The sequence below is a fragment of the Arthrobacter silviterrae genome (assembly GCF_011045165.1).
GTDB classification, from domain to species: domain Bacteria; phylum Actinomycetota; class Actinomycetes; order Actinomycetales; family Micrococcaceae; genus Specibacter; species Specibacter silviterrae.
Genome location: NZ_JAAKZI010000004.1, coordinates 32,986 through 50,976, shown reverse-complemented (window position 1 = coordinate 50,976; position 17,991 = coordinate 32,986). Strand labels below are relative to the sequence as shown.

Below are 17,991 nucleotides of genomic sequence, written 5' to 3'. Positions count from 1 at the left end.
CGGAACATCCATGCCCCCAGCGGCATACGTTCATGCGTTCAGCGTTTCGCGGAGGAACTCGGCCGTGTAGCTTTCGGTGCTCTTGGCCACCTTTTCCGGCGAACCGGCGGCAATGACCTGGCCGCCGCCCGTGCCGCCGTCGGGCCCCAGGTCAACGATCCAGTCTGCACTCTTGATCACGTCAAGGTTGTGTTCAATGACAATGACCGTGTTGCCCTTGTCCACCAGGCCCTGCAGGACCAGCAGCAGTTTCCGGATGTCCTCAAAGTGGAGGCCCGTGGTGGGCTCGTCCAGCACGTAGACGCTGCGGCCGTTGGAACGCTTCTGGAGCTCGGCGGCCAGCTTCACGCGCTGGGCCTCCCCGCCGGAAAGGGTGGTGGACGCCTGGCCCAGGCGAACGTAGCCAAGCCCCACGTCGACCAGCGTGCGCAGGTGCCGGGCGATCGGGGTGAATGCGGCAAAGAAATCTGCGCCTTCCTCGATGGGCATGTTCAGGACGTCGGCGATGGACTTGCCCTTGTAGTGAACCTCGAGGGTTTCACGGTTGTAGCGGGCGCCGTGGCACACCTCGCAGGGCACGTACACGTCCGGCAGGAAGTTCATTTCAATCTTGAGCGTGCCGTCTCCCGTGCAGGCCTCGCAGCGCCCGCCCTTGACGTTGAAGGAGAAGCGGCCGGGCTGGTAGCCGCGGACCTTGGATTCGTTGGTCTCGGCAAAAAGTTTCCGGATGTTGTCAAAGACGCCCGTGTACGTGGCGGGGTTGGAGCGCGGCGTGCGGCCGATGGGGCTTTGGTCCACGTGCACCACCTTGTCCAGGTGCTCCAGCCCGTCCACGCGAAGGTGCCGTCCGGCCACCTGCTTGGCTCCGTTGAGCTTGTTGGCGAGCACCTTGTAGAGGATCTCGTTGACCAGCGTGGACTTCCCGGAGCCGCTGACACCCGTGACGGCTGTCAGCAGCCCCAGCGGGAACGTGGCGTCAATGTTTTGCAGGTTGTTTTCACGCGCGCCCACCACCTTGAGCACCCGCCCCTTGTCATACTTGCGCCGCTTGGCGGGGATGGCAATGGACTTGCGGCCGGACAGGTAGTCGCCCGTGAGGGACTCCGTGTTTTCCAGCAGGCCGGCCAGCGAACCGGAGTGGACCACGCGGCCGCCGTGCTCGCCGGCGCCGGGACCGATGTCCACTATCCAGTCGGCCTCGTTGATGGTGTCTTCGTCGTGCTCCACCACAATGAGGGTGTTGCCGAGGTCGCGCAGCCGGGTCAGGGTTTCAATGAGGCGCCGGTTGTCGCGCTGGTGCAGGCCGATGGAGGGCTCGTCCAACACATACAGGACACCCACCAGCCCGGACCCGATCTGGGTGGCCAGGCGGATGCGCTGGGCCTCCCCGCCTGACAGCGTGGCGGAGGCGCGTTCCAGGTTCAGGTATTCCAGCCCCACGTCCAGCAGGAATTTCAGCCGGGCCTGGATTTCCTTGAGCACCTGGCTGGCAATCTGCTCCTCGCGCCCGGTCAGGACCAGGTGCGAGAGAAAGTCGAAGCAGTCGCGCATGGACAGGGCACAGACCTCGGCAATGTTCTTGCCGTTGATCAGCACCGACAGCGATGCCGGGTTCAGCCGCGCGCCGCCGCACGTCGGGCACGGGATCTGGCGCATGTACTCTTCATACCGGTCACGGGCGGAATCGGACTCCGTCTCCATGTGCTTGCGCTGGATGTACTGCACGGCGCCCTCAAAGCCGGTGCTGTACTTGCGTTCACGGCCAAAGCGGTTCCGATATTGGACCACCACCTTGTGGTCCTTGCCGTACAGGATGGCCTGCCGGGAATCCGTGCTGAGCTTGTTCCACGAATCGCTGAGGGAGAAGCCGAGCTCGTCGGCCAGCCCTTCCAGGAGCCGGTTCCAGTATTCGGTGGTGGCGGTTCCCAGCGACCACGGGGCAATTGCGCCCTCGGCCAGGGACAGGAAGGTGTTGGGGACCACCAGTTCCTCGTCAACCTCCAGCTTGGTGCCAATGCCGCTGCACGCGCTGCAGGCACCAAAGGGGTTGTTGAAGGAAAACGACCGCGGCTCGATTTCATCGATGGCGAGGGGGTGCTCGTTGGGGCACGCCAGGTTTTCGGAAAACGACCGGATCCGGCCGGAGTCGGACTCCCCCAGGTCCACCAGCTCGGCCAGGACGCGGCCCTCGGCAAGCCCCAGGGCGGTCTCGACCGAGTCGGTGAGCCTTTGTGAGATCCCGTCCTTGACCACCAGCCGGTCCACCACCACCTCAATGGTGTGCTTGAACGTCTTCTTCAGCTTGGGCGGGTCGGAAAGTTGCACCTGTTCCCCGTCCACCTTGGCCCGGGAGTAGCCCTTGGCGGTGAGTTCGCGGAACAAGTCCACAAACTCGCCCTTGCGCTCGCGCACCACGGGGGCCAGGACCTGGAACCGGGTGCCCTCGGGCATTTCCAGCAGCTGGTCCACAATCTGCTGGGGCGTCTGCTTGGCGATGGGCTCCCCGCAGACAGGGCAGTGCGGGGTCCCCACCCGGGCCCACAGCAGGCGCATGTAGTCATAAATTTCGGTGATGGTCCCCACCGTGGAGCGGGGGTTCTTGCTGGTCGATTTCTGGTCGATCGACACGGCCGGGGACAGGCCCTCAATGAAGTCGACGTCCGGCTTGTCCACCTGGCCCAGGAACTGCCGGGCATAGGCGGACAGCGACTCAACGTAGCGCCGCTGGCCCTCGGCGAAGATGGTGTCAAAGGCGAGCGATGACTTGCCGGAGCCGGACAGGCCGGTGAAGACGATCATGGAGTCCCGGGGCAGGTCCAGGTCCACATTGCGGAGGTTGTTTTCCCGTGCGCCCTTGACCACCAGCCGCGAGAGGTCGGGGCGCTTTGCCACGGTGGTGGGGTTTTTGGGCTGGGCCTGTGTTTCCGGCATTGTTTCCTTTGAAGTTCTGTCCCAAGATTTTGGACATGATGCTGCAGCAACTCTTGCAAGTATAGTCGAATGTTCGTTCGAACGCAGGGCGGGTCAGCGTGCGGTGCCGCTTTCCAGCGCCGCGGACACAATGGCCAGGGCCTTGGGCGCCGGCACGCCAAGTTCATGCACGACGGCGGCAAATGTCTCGGCAGCTTCGGCCATGCGGGCCTGGACCAGGTCTCCGCCGGACGCTATGGCGGTTCCGCTGCGGCCGGCGGTCAGGAGAATGCCGGCCTGCTCCAATTCGCGGTACGCGCGGGCCACCGTGTTGGCCGCCACGCCCAGGTCGGTGGCGAAGGACCGCACCGAAGGGAGCCTGGTGCCGACGGCCAGGGAACCGGACGCCGCGAGGTCAAGGATCCGGAGCCGGATTTGTTCGTACGGGGGCACCGTGGAAGTGGCGTCCAGCCTCCACTTGCGCATGATCACGTCCATGGCATTCATGCTGTGCTCGCCTCCTCAAACAACGGGTCGCCAAACTGGCTCATGTACAAATCGTAGTAGAACGTCTTCGCCTCGATCAGTTCAGCATGGGTACCCTGCTCCAGGATCCTGCCGTCGTCCATGACCAGGATCAGGTCGGCGTCGCGAATGGTGGAGAGCCGGTGGGCGATGACAAAGCTGGTGCGGCCGCTGCGCAGGCGGTTCATTGCCTGGCGGATCAGCACCTCGGTGCGGGTGTCCACCGAGCTGGTGGCCTCGTCGAGAATCAGGATGCCGGGGTTGGCAATCCAGGCGCGCGCAATCGTCATGAGCTGGCGCTGGCCCTGGCTGAGCCCGCCGCCGTCGTCCGTCAGAACGGTGTCATAGCCGTCCGGCAGGGAGCGGACAAAGTGGTCCACGTGGGTGGCCTCGGCAGCCTGCAGGATTTCCTCCTCCGTGGCCCCGAGCTTGCCGTACGCCAGGTTTTCCCTGATGGTCCCGCCGAACAGCCAGGCGTCCTGGAGCACCATGCCGAATTGCCGCCGGAGGTCGTCGCGGGTGAGTTCGGACGTGTCGACGCCGTCCACCGTGATCTTGCCGGAATCAATCTCGTAGAAGCGCATGAGCAGGTTGACCAGGGTGGTCTTGCCGGCACCGGTGGGTCCGACAATGGCGACCGTCTCCCCGGGTTCCGCCGTGAGGGAGAGATCCTTGATGAGGGGCTCGTCCGGGTTGTAGCTGAAGTTCACGTGGTCGAAGACCACGCGCCCCCGGGCGGGCGCGGGCTTCGCGGCCGGGACATGGTCGGGGGTTTGCTCCTGGGCGTCGATCAGGTCGAAGACACGCTCCGCCGACGCCACCCCGGACTGCAGCAGGTTGATCATGCTGCCGATCTGTGCCATCGGCTGGCTGAACTGCCGCGAGTACTGGATGAACGCCTGGACGCTGCCGATGGTGATGATGCCCGAGGCCACCTGGATGCCGCCAAGAACGGCGACCACCACGTAGTTCAGGTTGGAGACAAAATTCATGCTGGGCATGATGATGCCGGAAATGAACTGCGCCTTGGCGCTTGACTCATACAGTTCGTCGTTGGAAACCCGGAACTTCTCGATGGCCGCTTCCTGCTGGCCGAAGGCCTTGACAATTTCGTGGCCCGTGAACATCTCTTCAACGTGCCCGTTGAGCTCTCCGGTGGATTTCCACTGCACCCCGAACTGCACCCGGGAACGCTTGGCAATGAACACGGTCAGGAACGCCACCACCGGCACCGTCAGCAGCGAGATGCCAGCCAGAAGGGGCGAGATGGAAAACATCATGCCCAGCACGCCAACCACCGTCAGCGCGGCGATCAGGAGCTGTGTCAGGGTTTGGTTGAGGGTTTGGGAAAAGTTGTCAATGTCATTCGTGACGCGGGACAGCACATCGCCGCGGGACTCCTGCTGGAAGTGCGACATGGGGAGCCTGTCCAGCTTGTCCTCGATCTGCTGGCGCAGCCGGTACATGGCGCGCTGCACAATGCCCGTGGTGATGTAGCCCTGGGACCAGTTGAAGAAGAAGGCCACGATGTACAAAGCCAGGACAATCATCAAAACGGAGCCCAGGGCACCCAGGTCCAGTCCCTGGCCGGGAACCACACCCATGCCCGAGAGCATGTCCGCCAGCTGCCCCTGGCCGTGGGCCTTCAGCCCGGCAACTGCTGCCGCCTTGGTGGTGCCGGCAGGAAAGGACTTGGCGAGCATTTGGCCCACCACACCGTTGAAGATGAGGTCCGTGGCGTGGCCCAGCACCTTGGGTGCCACCACGGAGAGGCCCACCGAGACGGCGGCCAGAAAGACCACCCAGATGATGCGCAGCCTGTCGGGGGCCATCAGGCGCAGGATGCGCTTGAGGCTGGGACCGAATGCTGCGGCCTTTTGCGGCGGGCCTCCCCGGCCCCTCATCATGCTCATGCTGCGTGCTCCTGGTCTTCCTCGGTCATTTGGGAGGTGACAATTTCCTGGTAGGTAGGACAGCTTTCCAGCAATTCGTCATGGGTGCCCTGGCCCACCAGCTTGCCCTCATCCAGGACCAGGATGTTGTCGGCATGCCGGATGGTGCCCACCCGCTGGGCCACCACCAGGACGGCGGCGTCGGTGGTGACGGGTTTCAGCGCTGCCCGGAGCTTTGCGTCAGTGGCGTAGTCCAGGGCGGAGAAGCTGTCGTCAAAAAGGTACAGCGACGGCTTGGCCACCACGGCCCGTGCAATGCACAGGCGCTGGCGCTGGCCGCCTGAGACGTTGGACCCGCCCTGCTCGATCGGGGCGTCCAGGCCCTCGGGCATCTCCCGCACAAAATCCGCCGCCTGGGCGACTTCCAGCGCCGCCCACACTTCCTCGTCGGTGGCGTTGCTGTTTCCCATGCGGACGTTCGAACCGACGGTGCCGGAGAACAGGTAGGCCTTTTGTGGCACCAGGCCGATGGCGCTGCGGAGCGACGCCAGCGTGACGTCCCTGATGTCGTGCCCGTCCAGCCGGATGGTGCCGTCGCTGGCCTCCAGGAGCCGCGGTATGAGGTTCACCAGCGTGGACTTGCCGCTGCCGGTGGAGCCGATCACCGCCGTCGTGCTTCCGGGCGCGGCGGTGAAGGTGACGCCGGAGAGGACCGGGTCCTGCGCGCCGGGGTACTTGAAGGCGGCGCTGTTCACGGACAGGGTCCCGTCCAGCCGGTCCACCTGCAGGGATCCCGGCTTGTCGGCCACGGACGCCTCGGTGTCCAGGACCTCCTGGATGCGCTCGGCGCTGACGGCGGCGCGCGGGATCATCATGAACATGAACATTGCCATCATGACGGACATGAGGATCTGCATGATGTAGCTCAGGAACGCTGTCAATGCGCCGATCTGCATGTTGCCGGCATCGATTCGCTGCCCGCCAAACCACAGCACGCCCACGCTGGTCACGTTCACCACGAAAAAGATGGTGGGGAACATGAGGGACAGGAGGCGGCCGGCGCGCAGCTGGGAGGCGGTCAGGGCGCCATTGGCCGTGGCAAACCGTTCGGCCTCAAAGTCCCGGCGCACAAAGGCCCGGATCACGCTGATGCCGGTGATTTGTTCGCGCAGCACCCCGTTGATGTCGTCCAGCTGGCGCTGGACCTTGCGGAAGGTGGGCACCAGCACTCGCACAATCAAGGCGATGGCCACGATCAGCACAGGCAGGATCACCAGCAGCAGGCCGGACAACGGCACGTCCTGCTTCATGGCCAGGATGATGCCGCCAATGCACATGATGGGCGCCATGACCATCATGGTGAAGGACATCAGGGTCAGCATCTGAACCTGCTGGACGTCGTTGGTGGTGCGCGTGATCAGGGACGGTGCGCCAATGATGCCCACTTCCTGGGCTGAAAACGTCTCCACCTTGTTGAACAGGTCACGGCGCATTTGCCGCCCCACGCCCATGGCCAGGCGGGCGCTGAGGTAGGTGGCGGCAATGGCGCAGACCACCTGTCCGGCGGTGATGGCCAGCATCCACCCGCCCAGCGAGTAAATGGTGCCTATGTCGCCCTTGACCACGCCGTTGTCAATGATGTCGGCATTGAGGGTGGGCAGGTACAGGGAGGCCAGGGTGGACAGGAACTGCAGCACCACAATGGCCACCAAGGGCGCCTTGTGCGGCGCCAGGTTGTGCGCAATCAAGCGAAACAGCACGTGGGACTCCTTTTTGACTGCATTACCCCGGGACACTAGTTCAGCTAATAACGTACTCCTGCGGGGACCCCGTGTCAGCGCAGTTTTCCCACAGCGCAACCCGGCTGCGCCGGAAGCTAGCCGAAAAGCTCGAATCTCACGGAGCCGCCGGCCGTCACCAATTCCACCTGGGCCCGGGCCTGGTCCTCCACAGGTGTAGTGCTGAGGGCCTTGAGATATTCGCGGTGCTCCGCCAGCGACGCGATGGCGCTGTCAATGCTCGCCTGGCTGACGGGCTGGGCGTGCGTGGGGTGCGGGGACATGACCGCAACGTGGCGCACCTTGTGCCGCGGCAGGTCCTCCGCCATGAGTTCAGGGAAAATCCACTCATTGTCCGCGTCGGAGACAGCGTCCAGCACGCACCGGCCCACTGCCCGGTGGTCGGCACTGTTCCACCGCCCGGGGCCCCATTCATCGCGGTGGTTCAAGGTCAGCACCACCTCCGGCCTGACCCGGCGGATATGGCGGGCGAACTCGCGCCGGAGCGCCAGCCCCGGTTCAATCCGGCCGTCGGGGTGGTCCAGGAACACCAGGTTCGACACGCCCACCCGGGCACAGGCACGTTCCTGCTCAGTGACCCGCAGGGGCCCTGATGCGGCCGGGGCCAGCCCGGCGATGCCGGCCTCGCCGCGGGTGGCCAGCACATAGTGGACGTCCCTGCCCGCAGCCGTCCATTCCGCCACCGCGGCCGCCATCCCGTACTCCGGGTCATCCGGGTGAGCAACCAGCACCAGGGCCGTCTGCCAGTCCTGCGGAAATGCCTCCAAGCCAGCCATTGCCATGGTCCTTTCCACTATTTCCATAAACAACTTGTCAGAGTTTTTGCGCCACCATGAAGATCCGGCGGAACGGAAAGATGGTGCCAAATTCCCCGGCCGGGTAGGCCTCATCAAGCAACGCTGAATATTCGGCCTCGTACTCGGCGCCGTCCGTGGTGCCAAGCGCCTGCAGCACGGGGCGCAGGCCGGTCCCCCGCACCCAGTTCAGCACGGGGGAATCCCCCTGCAGCAGCTGGTTGTACGTTGTCTCCCACACATCGGCCCGTGCCCCGGCACCCAAAAGCAGCTCGTGGTATTGCCCGGGCTCCCAGACGGCGTCATTGTGGCGCAGCACCCCGTCTAGCTGCTTCCGCCATCGCGGCGATTCCGCAAGCTCGCGCATCAGCACGTGCGACGGGGACGCAAAGTTGCCGGGCACCTGCACCGCCAGCCACGCACCCGGGGCAAGCGCGGCCAGCCAGGCGGACATGAGTTCCTGGTGGCCCGGCACCCACTGAAGTGCCGCGTTGGAGACGACCACGTCCGTGCCCGGCTCCGGGCGCCAGCTGCGGATGTCCGCCTCGGCAAAGGTGAGGGACCCGCCGTCCCGGGTGCCGGCGTTGTGCCTGGCCTTGGCAATCATTTCAGCGGAACTGTCAAGGCCTTCCACGGTTGCGCCGGGCCAGCGCCGGGACAACGTGGCTGTCAGGTTGCCGGGCCCGCACCCCAGGTCCACGGCGTGGCGCGGCGCATCGGCCGTGATGCGGCCCGTCAGGTCAAAGAAGGGCCGGTTGCGAAAGTCGCCAAATTCCACGTATTTTGCCGGATCCCAGGTCAGCTGTTCGTATCCCATGGCGTCATCCTGCCACGGCCTGCCCCCGTAGACTGGAACCACCATGAACCTTCTTGAGCAGCTTTCCGGCCTTGACCCCCAAACCTCCAGTGATGACGACGTCCTGGACGCATTCCTGGAGTGGACCATGGACCGCGGGCTGGAGCTTTACCCCGCACAGGAGGACGCCGCGATTGAACTGGTGAGCGGCAACAACGTGATCCTCTCCACACCCACTGGTTCCGGGAAGTCCATGGTGGCCATCGCCGCCCACTTCAACGCCATGGCACGCGGGGCCGCCAGCTACTACACGGCCCCCATCAAGGCGCTGGTGTCGGAGAAGTTCTTTGCCCTGTGCGAGATTTTTGGGGCGGAAAACGTGGGCATGATCACCGGGGATTCCTCGGTCAACCAGGACGCCCCCATCATCTGCTGCACGGCGGAAATCCTGGCCAACATTGCCCTGCGTGAGGGCGAGCATGCCGATGTGGGCGTGGTGATCATGGACGAGTTCCACTACTACTCGGATCCCCAGCGCGGCTGGGCCTGGCAGCTGCCCCTCCTGGAACTCCCCCAGTCCCAGTTCCTGCTCATGAGCGCCACGCTGGGGGACGTGACGCGCTTTGAACGCGAGCTGACCGAGCTGACCAACCGGACCACCACCACGGTTTCCTCCGGCGTGCGCCCCATCCCCCTGCACTACTACTACGTCACCACCGGCGTGCACGAATCGCTTGAGGAACTGCTCGCCACGAAACAGGTGCCCGTGTACGTGGTGCACTTCAGCCAGGCCGAAGCCATTGACCGGGCACAGAACCTGATGAGCATCAATGTCTGCACCCGCGAGGAAAAGGACCGGATCGGCGAGCTCATCGCCGGCTTCCGCTTTTCGGCCGGCTTTGGCAAGACCCTCAACCGGCTGGTGCGCCACGGCATCGGCGTGCACCATGCCGGCATGCTGCCCAAGTACCGCCGCCTGGTGGAGCAGCTGGCGCAGGCAGGGCTGCTGAAGGTAATCTGCGGCACCGACACCCTTGGCGTGGGCATCAACGTGCCTATCCGCACCGTCCTCATGACAGCCCTGAGCAAGTACGACGGCGTCCGCACCCGCGTGCTGCAGGTCCGCGAGTTCCAGCAGATTGCCGGCCGCGCGGGGCGGGCCGGCTACGACACGGCCGGCACCGTGATGGTGCAGGCGCCGGAGCACGTCATCGAAAACACCAAGGCCATGGCCAAGGCCGTGGCAAAGTTTGGCGACGACCAAAAGAAGCTCCGCCAGGTGGTCAAGAAGAAGCCGCAGCAGGGGTTTGTCAGCTGGGGCGAGCCCACGTTCAAGCGGCTTAGTGAATCAGTGCCGGAGCCGCTCACCTCGAGCTTCAGCGTCACCCACGCCATGCTGCTGAACCTGCTGGAACGGCCCGGCGACCCGTTCCAGGCGGCCCGGAAGCTGCTGACGGAAAACCATGAAACCCCGTCCGCGCAGCGGAAACTGATCCGCAAGGCCCTGGGCATCTACCGCGAACTGCTGGGCGCCGGGATTGTGGAACGCATCCCGGAAGGGGAGCTGGAGGGCGACGGGCGCACCGTCCGGCTCACCACGCACCTGCAGATGAACTTTGCACTGAACCAGCCACTCTCCCCCTTCGCCCTGGCGGCACTGGAGCTGCTGGACCCCGAATCCCCCAGCTACGCCCTGGACGTCATCTCCGTCATCGAGTCGACGCTGGAAAAACCGCGCCAGATTCTTGCCGCCCAGCTCAAGCGCGCACGGACCGAGAAAGTCACGGCCATGAAGGCCGACGGCATTGAATATGACGAACGCATGGCCATCCTTGACGAGGTCACGTACCCGCAGCCGCTGGCCGAGATGCTCTTCGGGGCCTTCGAGGTGTACCGGAAGGCAGCCCCATGGGTGGGTGACTTCGAGCTCAGCCCCAAGTCGATCATCCGTGACCTGTACGAGCGGGCCATGAACTTTGGCGAATACGTCCAGTACTACTCGCTGGCCCGCTCCGAAGGCATTGTGCTGCGCTACCTCACGGATGCCTACAAGGCGCTGCGCCAGACTGTCCCGCAGGACGCCCTGCGGGAGGACCTGCAGGACATCATTTCCTGGCTGGGCGAACTGGTCCGCCAGATTGACTCCAGCCTGCTCGACGAGTGGGAAAAGATGACCAACGGAGAAGAGCCGGACCTCCCGGACGAAACGGCCCTGCCCCCGGCCCCGCCGCGGCTCACGGACAACCACCGCGCCTTCCGGGTGATGGTCCGGAACGAAATGTTCCGCCGGGTGGAGCTGGCGGCCGATGACAACTTTGAGGCATTGGGCGAGCTCGACGGCGACCACGGCTGGAACGCGGACCGCTGGGCCGACGCCTTGGACGGCTATTGGGACGAACACGAGTACATCGAGTCGGGCCCGGCCGCCCGCGGCCCGGCGCTGCTTCACATCACGGAGGGCGCACTTTCCTGGAAGGTGCGCCAGACCCTCGCGGACCCCGCCGGCAACCACGACTGGTCCATGACGGCCACCGTCGACCTGGAGGCATCAAACCAGGCCGGCGCGGCCGTCGTCGTGCTGGAGGACTTTAGCCGCATGTAGGCGGCGGGACGGCCGCAGCCCTAATGCACGTTGTGCGGATCGCTGGACGTGGACGGCGCGGTCCTCGGTGAGTAGGTCCCGGAGTCCGAAATGTCCGACTTGGAGTGGTCCTTGAGTCCCAGCGACGCCGCGAGCGTGATGAGCGCGGAGACCAGGATGTAGGCGGAGACGGCATATCCGGTGCCAAACTGGTGCATGAGCACCGTCGCCAGCAGTGCCGCCGGGCCGCCGGCAACAATCGAGGCCAGCTGGTATCCCAGCCCGGCACCCGTGTAGCGCAGGTTTGTCGGGAAGTTCTCGGCAATGATCGAAGCCTGCGGACCGTATTGCATGGCGTGCGGCACGAGGGCCACGGACAGCGCGATGAACACGAGCCAGGCCGCGCCGCTGTCAAGCATGGCGAAATAGACAAACCCCCACACGCCCGTGATGGCCGCGCCGAGCTGGTAAATCTTCAGCCGGCCCTTTTTGTCCGAGAGGTGGCCAAAATACGGTACAAAGAACAGCTCCAGGGCGGCGGCGACCATGGTGCCGATCAGCACGAAGTTGTAGCCGTAATGGTGGTTCTTGTCCGTCAGGTAGGACAGGACAAAGGCGGTCACGATGTAGAACGGCATCTGTTCCGACATGCGCAGCAGGGCCGACAGGATGATCTCCTTCGGGTAGCGCTTGATGACCGCCATTACGGGCGCCTTCTGGGTCTTGTTGTTCCGGACCACCTCGGCGAACATGGGGGTCTCCATGATGCGGATCCGGATGTACAGCCCAATGGCCACCAGGACCAGGCTGAGCAGGAACGGGATGCGCCAGCCCCACGCAACAAACGCCTCTGTGCCCATGATGCCGTTGAATATTGCCATAAGTCCGGTGGAGAGGATGATGCCAATGGCCACGCCAAGCTGCGGCCAGCTGGCCATCAGCCCGCGGCGCTTCTGGTCGCCCCATTCCATGGACAGCAGGATTGACCCGCCCCACTCCCCGCCCACCGCGATGCCCTGCAGGACGCGCAGCAGTATCAGGATTGCCGGTGCGGCGTCGCCCCAGGAGTTTGCGCCGGGCAGCACGCCGATCAGTGCCGTCGACAAGCCCATCATGAGCAGCGTGGTGATGAGCATGGCCTTCCGGCCAATCCGGTCGCCCCAGTGGCCAAAGATGGCCGCGCCAATGGGCCGGGCCACAAAGCCGACAAAGTAGGAGGCAAAGGAGGCAATTAGGCCAAGGTAGGGAGACATGTGCGGGAAGAACGCGTGCGGAAACACCAGGGCCGCCGCGGCGCCGTAGAGAAAATAGTCATACCATTCAATGGTTGTGCCGATGGTGCTGGCGATGGCCGCCTTGCGCACCTGGCTTTGCTGTTCGCGGCCGTCCAAGGCAGCCGAATTACCCGTGGTCATGGTTTTGTACGCTTTCAAGAGTTGAATGCTTCCACCGCGTCCCCCCTTTCCGTCTTAAGGTTGCATGGGAGTTTTGTCAAGGAACCACGCGGAAGTTCTGGGTGCCGGCTGTGCATTTCCGTGATTGGAGGGCCATCGCGGCCGCGCGGCGGCACCGGATATGCTCAGTTCATGACTTTGATCCGCACCGCCGTCCCCTCCGACGTCCCGGCCATTCTCGGCCTGATCCACGATCTGGCCGTTTACGAAAAGGAGCCCGACGCCGTCAAGAACACGGCGGCGCTGCTCCACGAAAACCTTTTTGGAGCGGACCCGGGAGTCCACGTGCACGTGGTGGACAACCCCGAAGCCGGCGGGCCGATCGTTGGTTTTGCGCTCTGGTTCCTGAATTACTCCACCTGGGAGGGCACCATGGGCATCCACCTCGAGGACCTGTACGTGCGCCCGGAGGCCCGCGGCAGCGGTTACGGCAAGCAGCTGCTGAGCACCCTGGCCGGCATTGCCGTGGAGCGCGGCTATGCACGGGTTGAGTGGAGCGTGCTGGACTGGAACAAGCCGTCCATCGACTTTTACAAGTCCATTGGTGCAGCACCCATGGACGGCTGGCACGTGTACCGGCTCGAAGGCCCCTCGCTGGGCCGCTTCGGCAACGCCGCGGAAGTTTCGGCATGAGCGCGCCGTACATCATGCGCGGAGTGCAGATGCGCGACCATCATTTTACGGTTCCCCTCGACCACGCCTTCCCGGCCGGGCCCACCATCGAACTTTTCGCCAGGGAACTTTCCGACCCGGCCCGCGACGCCACGGAACTTCCCTGGCTGCTCTTTTTGCAGGGCGGCCCGGGCGGCCGCGGGAACCGCCCCCTTGGCTTGAACGGCTGGCTGGGCGAAGCCAGCAAGAATTTCCGCGTGCTGATGCTGGACCAGCGCGGCACGGGCCTGTCCACGCCGGCTTCACGGCAGACGCTCCCGCTGGTGGGTGACACGGCCGCGCAGGCCGACTACCTTTCCCATTTCCGGGCCCCGGACATTGTGGCGGACGCCGAATTCATCCGCCGGGCACTGGGGTCGGGCCCGTGGTCGGTTTTCGGCCAGAGCTACGGCGGATTCTGTGCCCTGAGCTACCTGTCCTTTGCCCCCGAGGGCCTGAAGGAGGTGCTGGTCACGGGCGGGCTGGGCCCGCTCAACGGCCCCGCCGACCAGGTCTACGAGGCAACGTTCCGGCGGCTGGTGGCCCGCAACGCCGAGTACTTTGCCCGCTATCCCCAGGACAGGGCCCTGGTAACACGCCTCATGCGCCATGTCGCCGCGGTCCACGAGGCACTGCCGACCGGGGAACGGCTCACGCCGGAGCGGGTGCAGATGCTGGGGAACTACTTTGGCGGCAACACACGCATTGACGCCCTGCACTACCTGCTGGAGGACGCCTTTGTTTCCACGCCCGACGGCGACCGGCTCTCGGACAGTTTCCTGAGCCAGCTTTCCGCGCTGGTGACCCGGGCGGCGAATCCCCTGTATGCACTCATGCACGAATCCATCTACGTCCAGGGGGTGGCAAGCAACTGGGCCGCGGCACGCGTGCTGGCCGGCCGGCCCCACTTCGCGCCCGATGCCCCGGAGCCCCTGCTGACCGGCGAGGCAGTCTACCCCTGGTACTTTGAACAGGACCCGTCACTGGTGCCCTTGCGCGGGCTCGCGGAGCTCCTCGCTGCCCGCACCGAGGGCTGGGGCCCCCTGTACGACGAAGGGCAGCTGGCACGCAACACGGTGCCGGTGGCCGCCGCCGTCTACTCGGACGACATCTATGTGGACCGGGACCTTTCCATGGCCACCGCCGCCGCCGTCAGGGGCCTGCGGGTGTGGGAAAGCGCCGACTTCCACCATGACGGCATAGCCGACGACGGCGAGGGCATCTTCGCCCGGCTCCTGGAACTGGTTCGGGGGGAAGCCGCCTAGCACGGCAGCTTCCCCCTGGCCGGCTCAACCGGCGTTGAGTCGGCGTTCCTTGTTTTTCGAATGGACTATGCTGGCCACGATTGCGACGGCCATGGTACCGAGGATCACGGCCAGTGAGACGAAGGTGGGGATCTCCGGGGCCCAGGATATGGATTGGCCGCCATTGATGAATGGCAGCTCGTTGACGTGCATGGCGTGAAGCACCAGCTTGATGCCAATGAACGCCAGGATCACGGACAGGGCGTGCTTGAGGTACACCAGCCGGTCCATGAGACCGCCTAGCAGGAAGTACAGCTGGCGCAGGCCCATGAGCGCGAAAATGTTCGCGGTGAAGACAATGAACGCGCTTTGCGTCAGGCCGAAGATGGCAGGGATGGAATCCACGGCGAACAGCAGGTCAGTGACGCCGATGGTGACAAACACCACCAGCATGGGCGTGAACACCTTCTTGCCGGAGCTGGTGGTGGTGCGGAGGCGCCCGGCGTCGTAGCTGTCGGTCATGGGAATGACGCGGCGCACGGCACGGATGAGGAAGTTCTCCTTGTCGGCGTCCTCACCTTCGCTTTCCGGGCGGCTCTGCTTCCACGCGGTCCACAGCAGGAAGGCGCCGAAAATGTAGAACACCGCGCTGAACTGTTCGATCACCACCGCACCCACCATGATGAAAATGCCGCGTAGGACCAGGGCAATGATGATGCCCACCATCAACACTTCCTGCTGGTAGCGCCGCGGCACGGAGAAGCGGGCCATGATGATGATGAAAACAAACAGGTTGTCGATGCTGAGGCTGTATTCAGTCACCCAGCCGGCCACGAACTGGCCGCTGAATTCGGCGCCGGTGAAAAGGAACAGCATCGCCGCAAAAATAAGGGCGAGCCCAACGTAGAAGGCCACCCACAGCCCGGATTCCTTCATGGAGGGAATGTGGGGGCGCTTGATGACCAGCAGGAGGTCGGCGAGGAGGATCAGGCCCAGGACGGCAAAGGAGCCGACCTCAAACCATACGGGCAAATTGTGCATCGTGCACCTTTCAAGGCATGGAGGAAAGACATAAGTCTCTCCACCACCTTGACGGCGGCCGCTACACCCGGCGCAGCAACGGTGCCGCACGTGTTGACGAATGTAGCGTTTGGGATACTCCCCTACGTGCGATTAAGCCTACACGGTATTTGCGGCAGCCGCCTACGCGTGGCCGGCGCCCCGCATCTGGCGGAGCTCCTTTTTGAGATCCGCCACCTCGTCGCGCAGCCGGGCTGCCAGTTCGAAGTGCAGCTCGGCGGCGGCGCCGTGCATTTGGGCCGTAAGCTCTTCGATCAACTGCACCAGGTCCGCGGCGGGGCGGGCGGCCAGCCCGTCCGCGCGGACGGCGGACTTTGCCTTGTCGCGCTTGCCCCGGGCTTCCTCCAGCAGGGCTGCCGTGTCAGCATCCTCGCGGGCCAGCTGGTCCGTGATGTCAGCGATCTTCTTGCGCAGCGGCTGGGGGTCGATGCCGCGTTCGGTGTTGTAGGCCACCTGAATCTCACGCCGCCGGTTGGTCTCATCGATGGCGAACTGCATGGAGGCCGTGATCCTGTCCGCGTACATGTGCACCTGGCCCGACACGTTCCGGGCAGCGCGGCCAATGGTCTGGATCAGGGACGTCCCGGAGCGCAGGAACCCTTCCTTGTCCGCATCCAGGATGCTGACCAGCGACACCTCGGGCAGGTCCAGGCCTTCGCGGAGCAGGTTGATGCCCACCAGGACGTCAAAGACGCCCATGCGCAGTTCACGGAGCAGTTCGACCCGGCGCAGCGTGTCAACGTCGGAGTGCAGGTACTGGACCTTGATGCCGTTGCCGAGCAGGTAGTCCGTCAGGTCCTCGGCCATCCGCTTGGTCAGCGTGGTGACCAGCACGCGTTCACTCTTTTCGGTGCGCTCCCGGATCTCTCCCAGGAGGTCGTTGATCTGGTCCTTGGACGGCTTGACAATGATTTCGGGGTCAATGAGGCCGGTGGGGCGGATGATCTGCTGGACGTAGCCGTCCGACTTGCCGAGCTCGTACTTGCCCGGGGTGGCCGACATGTAGACCGTCTGCCCAACACGGTCCAGGAATTCGTCCCATTTCAGCGGCCTGTTGTCCATGGCGGAAGGCAGCCGGAAGCCGTGGTCCACGAGGGTCCGTTTCCGGGACATGTCGCCCTCATACATGGCGCCAATTTGGGGCACCGTCACATGGGACTCGTCAATGACCAGCAGGAAGTCGTCCGGGAAGTAGTCCAGCAGGCAGTGCGGTGCGCTTCCCTGCTCGCGGCCGTCAATGTGCCGCGAGTAGTTCTCAATGCCGTTGCAGAAGCCCATCTGCTCCATCATTTCCAGGTCATAGGTGGTGCGCATGCGCAGCCGCTGGGCCTCCAGGAGCTTGTTTTGGCTTTCCAGCTCCCTGGTGCGCTCCGCCAGCTCCTCCTCGATCTGCTTGACGGCGCGGGCCATCCGTTCAGGGCCGGCCACGTAGTGCGAGGCCGGGAAAACATACATTTCCGTTTCTTCCCGGATCACTTGTCCGGTCAGCGGGTGCAGCGTGTAAATGTTTTCAATTTCATCGCCGAAGAATTCGATCCGCAGGGCCTGTTCCTCATACATGGGGATGATCTCCACGGTGTCCCCGCGGACCCGGAACGTGCCGCGGTGGAAGTCAATGTCATTGCGTGCGTACTGCATGCCGACAAACTTCCGGAGCAGCTCGTCCCGGTTCATGGTTGCGCCCCGCGTCAGGGTGACCATGCCGGCAACATACTCCTCCGGCGTGCCCAGGCCGTAGATGCAGGACACCGTGGCCACCACGATGACGTCACGCCGGGTGAGCAGTGCATTCGTGGCCGAGTGCCTCAGGCGTTCCACTTCCTCGTTGACGGAGGAGTCCTTTTCAATGAACGTGTCCGACTGCGGAACGTAGGCCTCGGGCTGGTAGTAGTCGTAGTAGGAGACGAAGTATTCCACTGCATTGTTGGGCAGCAGCTCGCGGAATTCGTTGGCCAGCTGGGCTGCCAGTGTTTTGTTCTGCACCATGACCAGCGTGGGGCGCTGGACCTGCTCGATCAGCCATGCCGCCGTGGCCGACTTGCCGGTGCCCGTGGCGCCCAGGAGCACAATGTCCTTCTCACCGTTGGTGATCCGCTCGGTCAGCTCCTTGATGGCGGCCGGCTGGTCGCCTGCCGGCTGGAAGTCGCTAATGACCTCAAAAGGGGCAACAACACGGTTAATTTCCTGCGCAAGGCTCATGCGGTTAACGGTACCCCCGTTGCGACATGGGGAGGACTCCCCATCCATTCGATGCGTCAATTAGTC

At 64.3% G+C, this 17,991-nt stretch carries 12 protein-coding genes; 3 read left to right on the top strand and 9 right to left on the bottom strand.

Annotated elements, in window-relative coordinates; genetic code table 11:
• Positions 1 to 30 precede the first annotated feature (30 nt).
• The 6 genes from uvrA to G6N77_RS03750 all read right to left on the bottom strand — a co-directional run bounded on the left by uvrA (position 31) and on the right by G6N77_RS03750 (position 8,737).
• The gene (gene uvrA, locus G6N77_RS03775) at positions 31 to 2,931 is read right to left on the bottom strand and encodes an excinuclease ABC subunit UvrA (protein WP_165180680.1); all 2,901 of its coding nucleotides are present in this window, start codon (positions 2,929 to 2,931) and stop codon (positions 31 to 33) included.
• A 93-nt stretch (positions 2,932 to 3,024) separates the two neighbouring features.
• A complete protein-coding gene (locus G6N77_RS03770; RefSeq protein ID WP_240901663.1) occupies positions 3,025 to 3,417 on the bottom strand; it encodes a GntR family transcriptional regulator in 393 nt (130 codons plus the stop codon).
• On the bottom strand, positions 3,414 to 5,348 hold the full coding sequence (locus G6N77_RS03765; RefSeq protein ID WP_165180679.1) for an ABC transporter ATP-binding protein: 1,935 nt from the start codon (positions 5,346 to 5,348) through the stop codon (positions 3,414 to 3,416). Before G6N77_RS03765 ends, G6N77_RS03770 begins: the two co-directional genes overlap by 4 nt.
• On the bottom strand, positions 5,345 to 7,087 hold the full coding sequence (locus tag G6N77_RS03760; protein WP_165180678.1) for an ABC transporter ATP-binding protein: 1,743 nt from the start codon (positions 7,085 to 7,087) through the stop codon (positions 5,345 to 5,347). Before G6N77_RS03760 ends, G6N77_RS03765 begins: the two co-directional genes overlap by 4 nt.
• Before the next feature lie 116 nt (positions 7,088 to 7,203).
• Complete coding sequence (locus G6N77_RS03755) at positions 7,204 to 7,902, bottom strand: PIG-L deacetylase family protein (protein WP_205677967.1); 699 nt, start codon at positions 7,900 to 7,902, stop codon at positions 7,204 to 7,206.
• A gap of 37 nt (positions 7,903 to 7,939) precedes the next feature.
• Complete coding sequence (locus G6N77_RS03750) at positions 7,940 to 8,737, bottom strand: trans-aconitate 2-methyltransferase (RefSeq protein WP_165180677.1); 798 nt, start codon at positions 8,735 to 8,737, stop codon at positions 7,940 to 7,942.
• Between the two features lie 43 nt (positions 8,738 to 8,780).
• Here G6N77_RS03750 and G6N77_RS03745 point away from each other — a divergent pair, with 43 nt between their 5' ends.
• The gene (locus tag G6N77_RS03745; protein ID WP_165180676.1) at positions 8,781 to 11,318 is read left to right on the top strand and encodes a DEAD/DEAH box helicase; all 2,538 of its coding nucleotides are present in this window, start codon (positions 8,781 to 8,783) and stop codon (positions 11,316 to 11,318) included.
• A gap of 20 nt (positions 11,319 to 11,338) precedes the next feature.
• Here G6N77_RS03745 and G6N77_RS03740 read toward each other — a convergent pair whose 3' ends face one another.
• Positions 11,339 to 12,712 (bottom strand): MFS transporter, encoded by a 1,374-nt coding sequence (locus G6N77_RS03740; RefSeq protein ID WP_165180675.1) that lies wholly within the window; start codon positions 12,710 to 12,712, stop codon positions 11,339 to 11,341.
• A 171-nt stretch (positions 12,713 to 12,883) separates the two neighbouring features.
• Here G6N77_RS03740 and G6N77_RS03735 point away from each other — a divergent pair, with 171 nt between their 5' ends.
• The gene (locus tag G6N77_RS03735; protein ID WP_165180674.1) at positions 12,884 to 13,384 is read left to right on the top strand and encodes a GNAT family N-acetyltransferase; all 501 of its coding nucleotides are present in this window, start codon (positions 12,884 to 12,886) and stop codon (positions 13,382 to 13,384) included.
• A complete protein-coding gene (locus G6N77_RS03730; RefSeq protein ID WP_240901662.1) occupies positions 13,381 to 14,667 on the top strand; it encodes an alpha/beta fold hydrolase in 1,287 nt (428 codons plus the stop codon). Before G6N77_RS03735 ends, G6N77_RS03730 begins: the two co-directional genes overlap by 4 nt.
• Before the next feature lie 24 nt (positions 14,668 to 14,691).
• Here the strand turns inward: G6N77_RS03730 and G6N77_RS03725 are convergent, their stop codons facing one another.
• Both G6N77_RS03725 and uvrB read right to left on the bottom strand, forming a co-directional pair.
• A complete protein-coding gene (locus G6N77_RS03725) occupies positions 14,692 to 15,687 on the bottom strand; it encodes a TerC family protein (protein ID WP_165180673.1) in 996 nt (331 codons plus the stop codon).
• A 162-nt stretch (positions 15,688 to 15,849) separates the two neighbouring features.
• Positions 15,850 to 17,925 carry an excinuclease ABC subunit UvrB gene (gene uvrB, locus G6N77_RS03720; protein ID WP_165180672.1) on the bottom strand — a complete coding sequence of 692 codons (2,076 nt, stop codon included), beginning with the start codon at positions 17,923 to 17,925 and terminating at the stop codon, positions 15,850 to 15,852.
• Between the last annotated feature and the right edge of the window lie 66 nt (positions 17,926 to 17,991).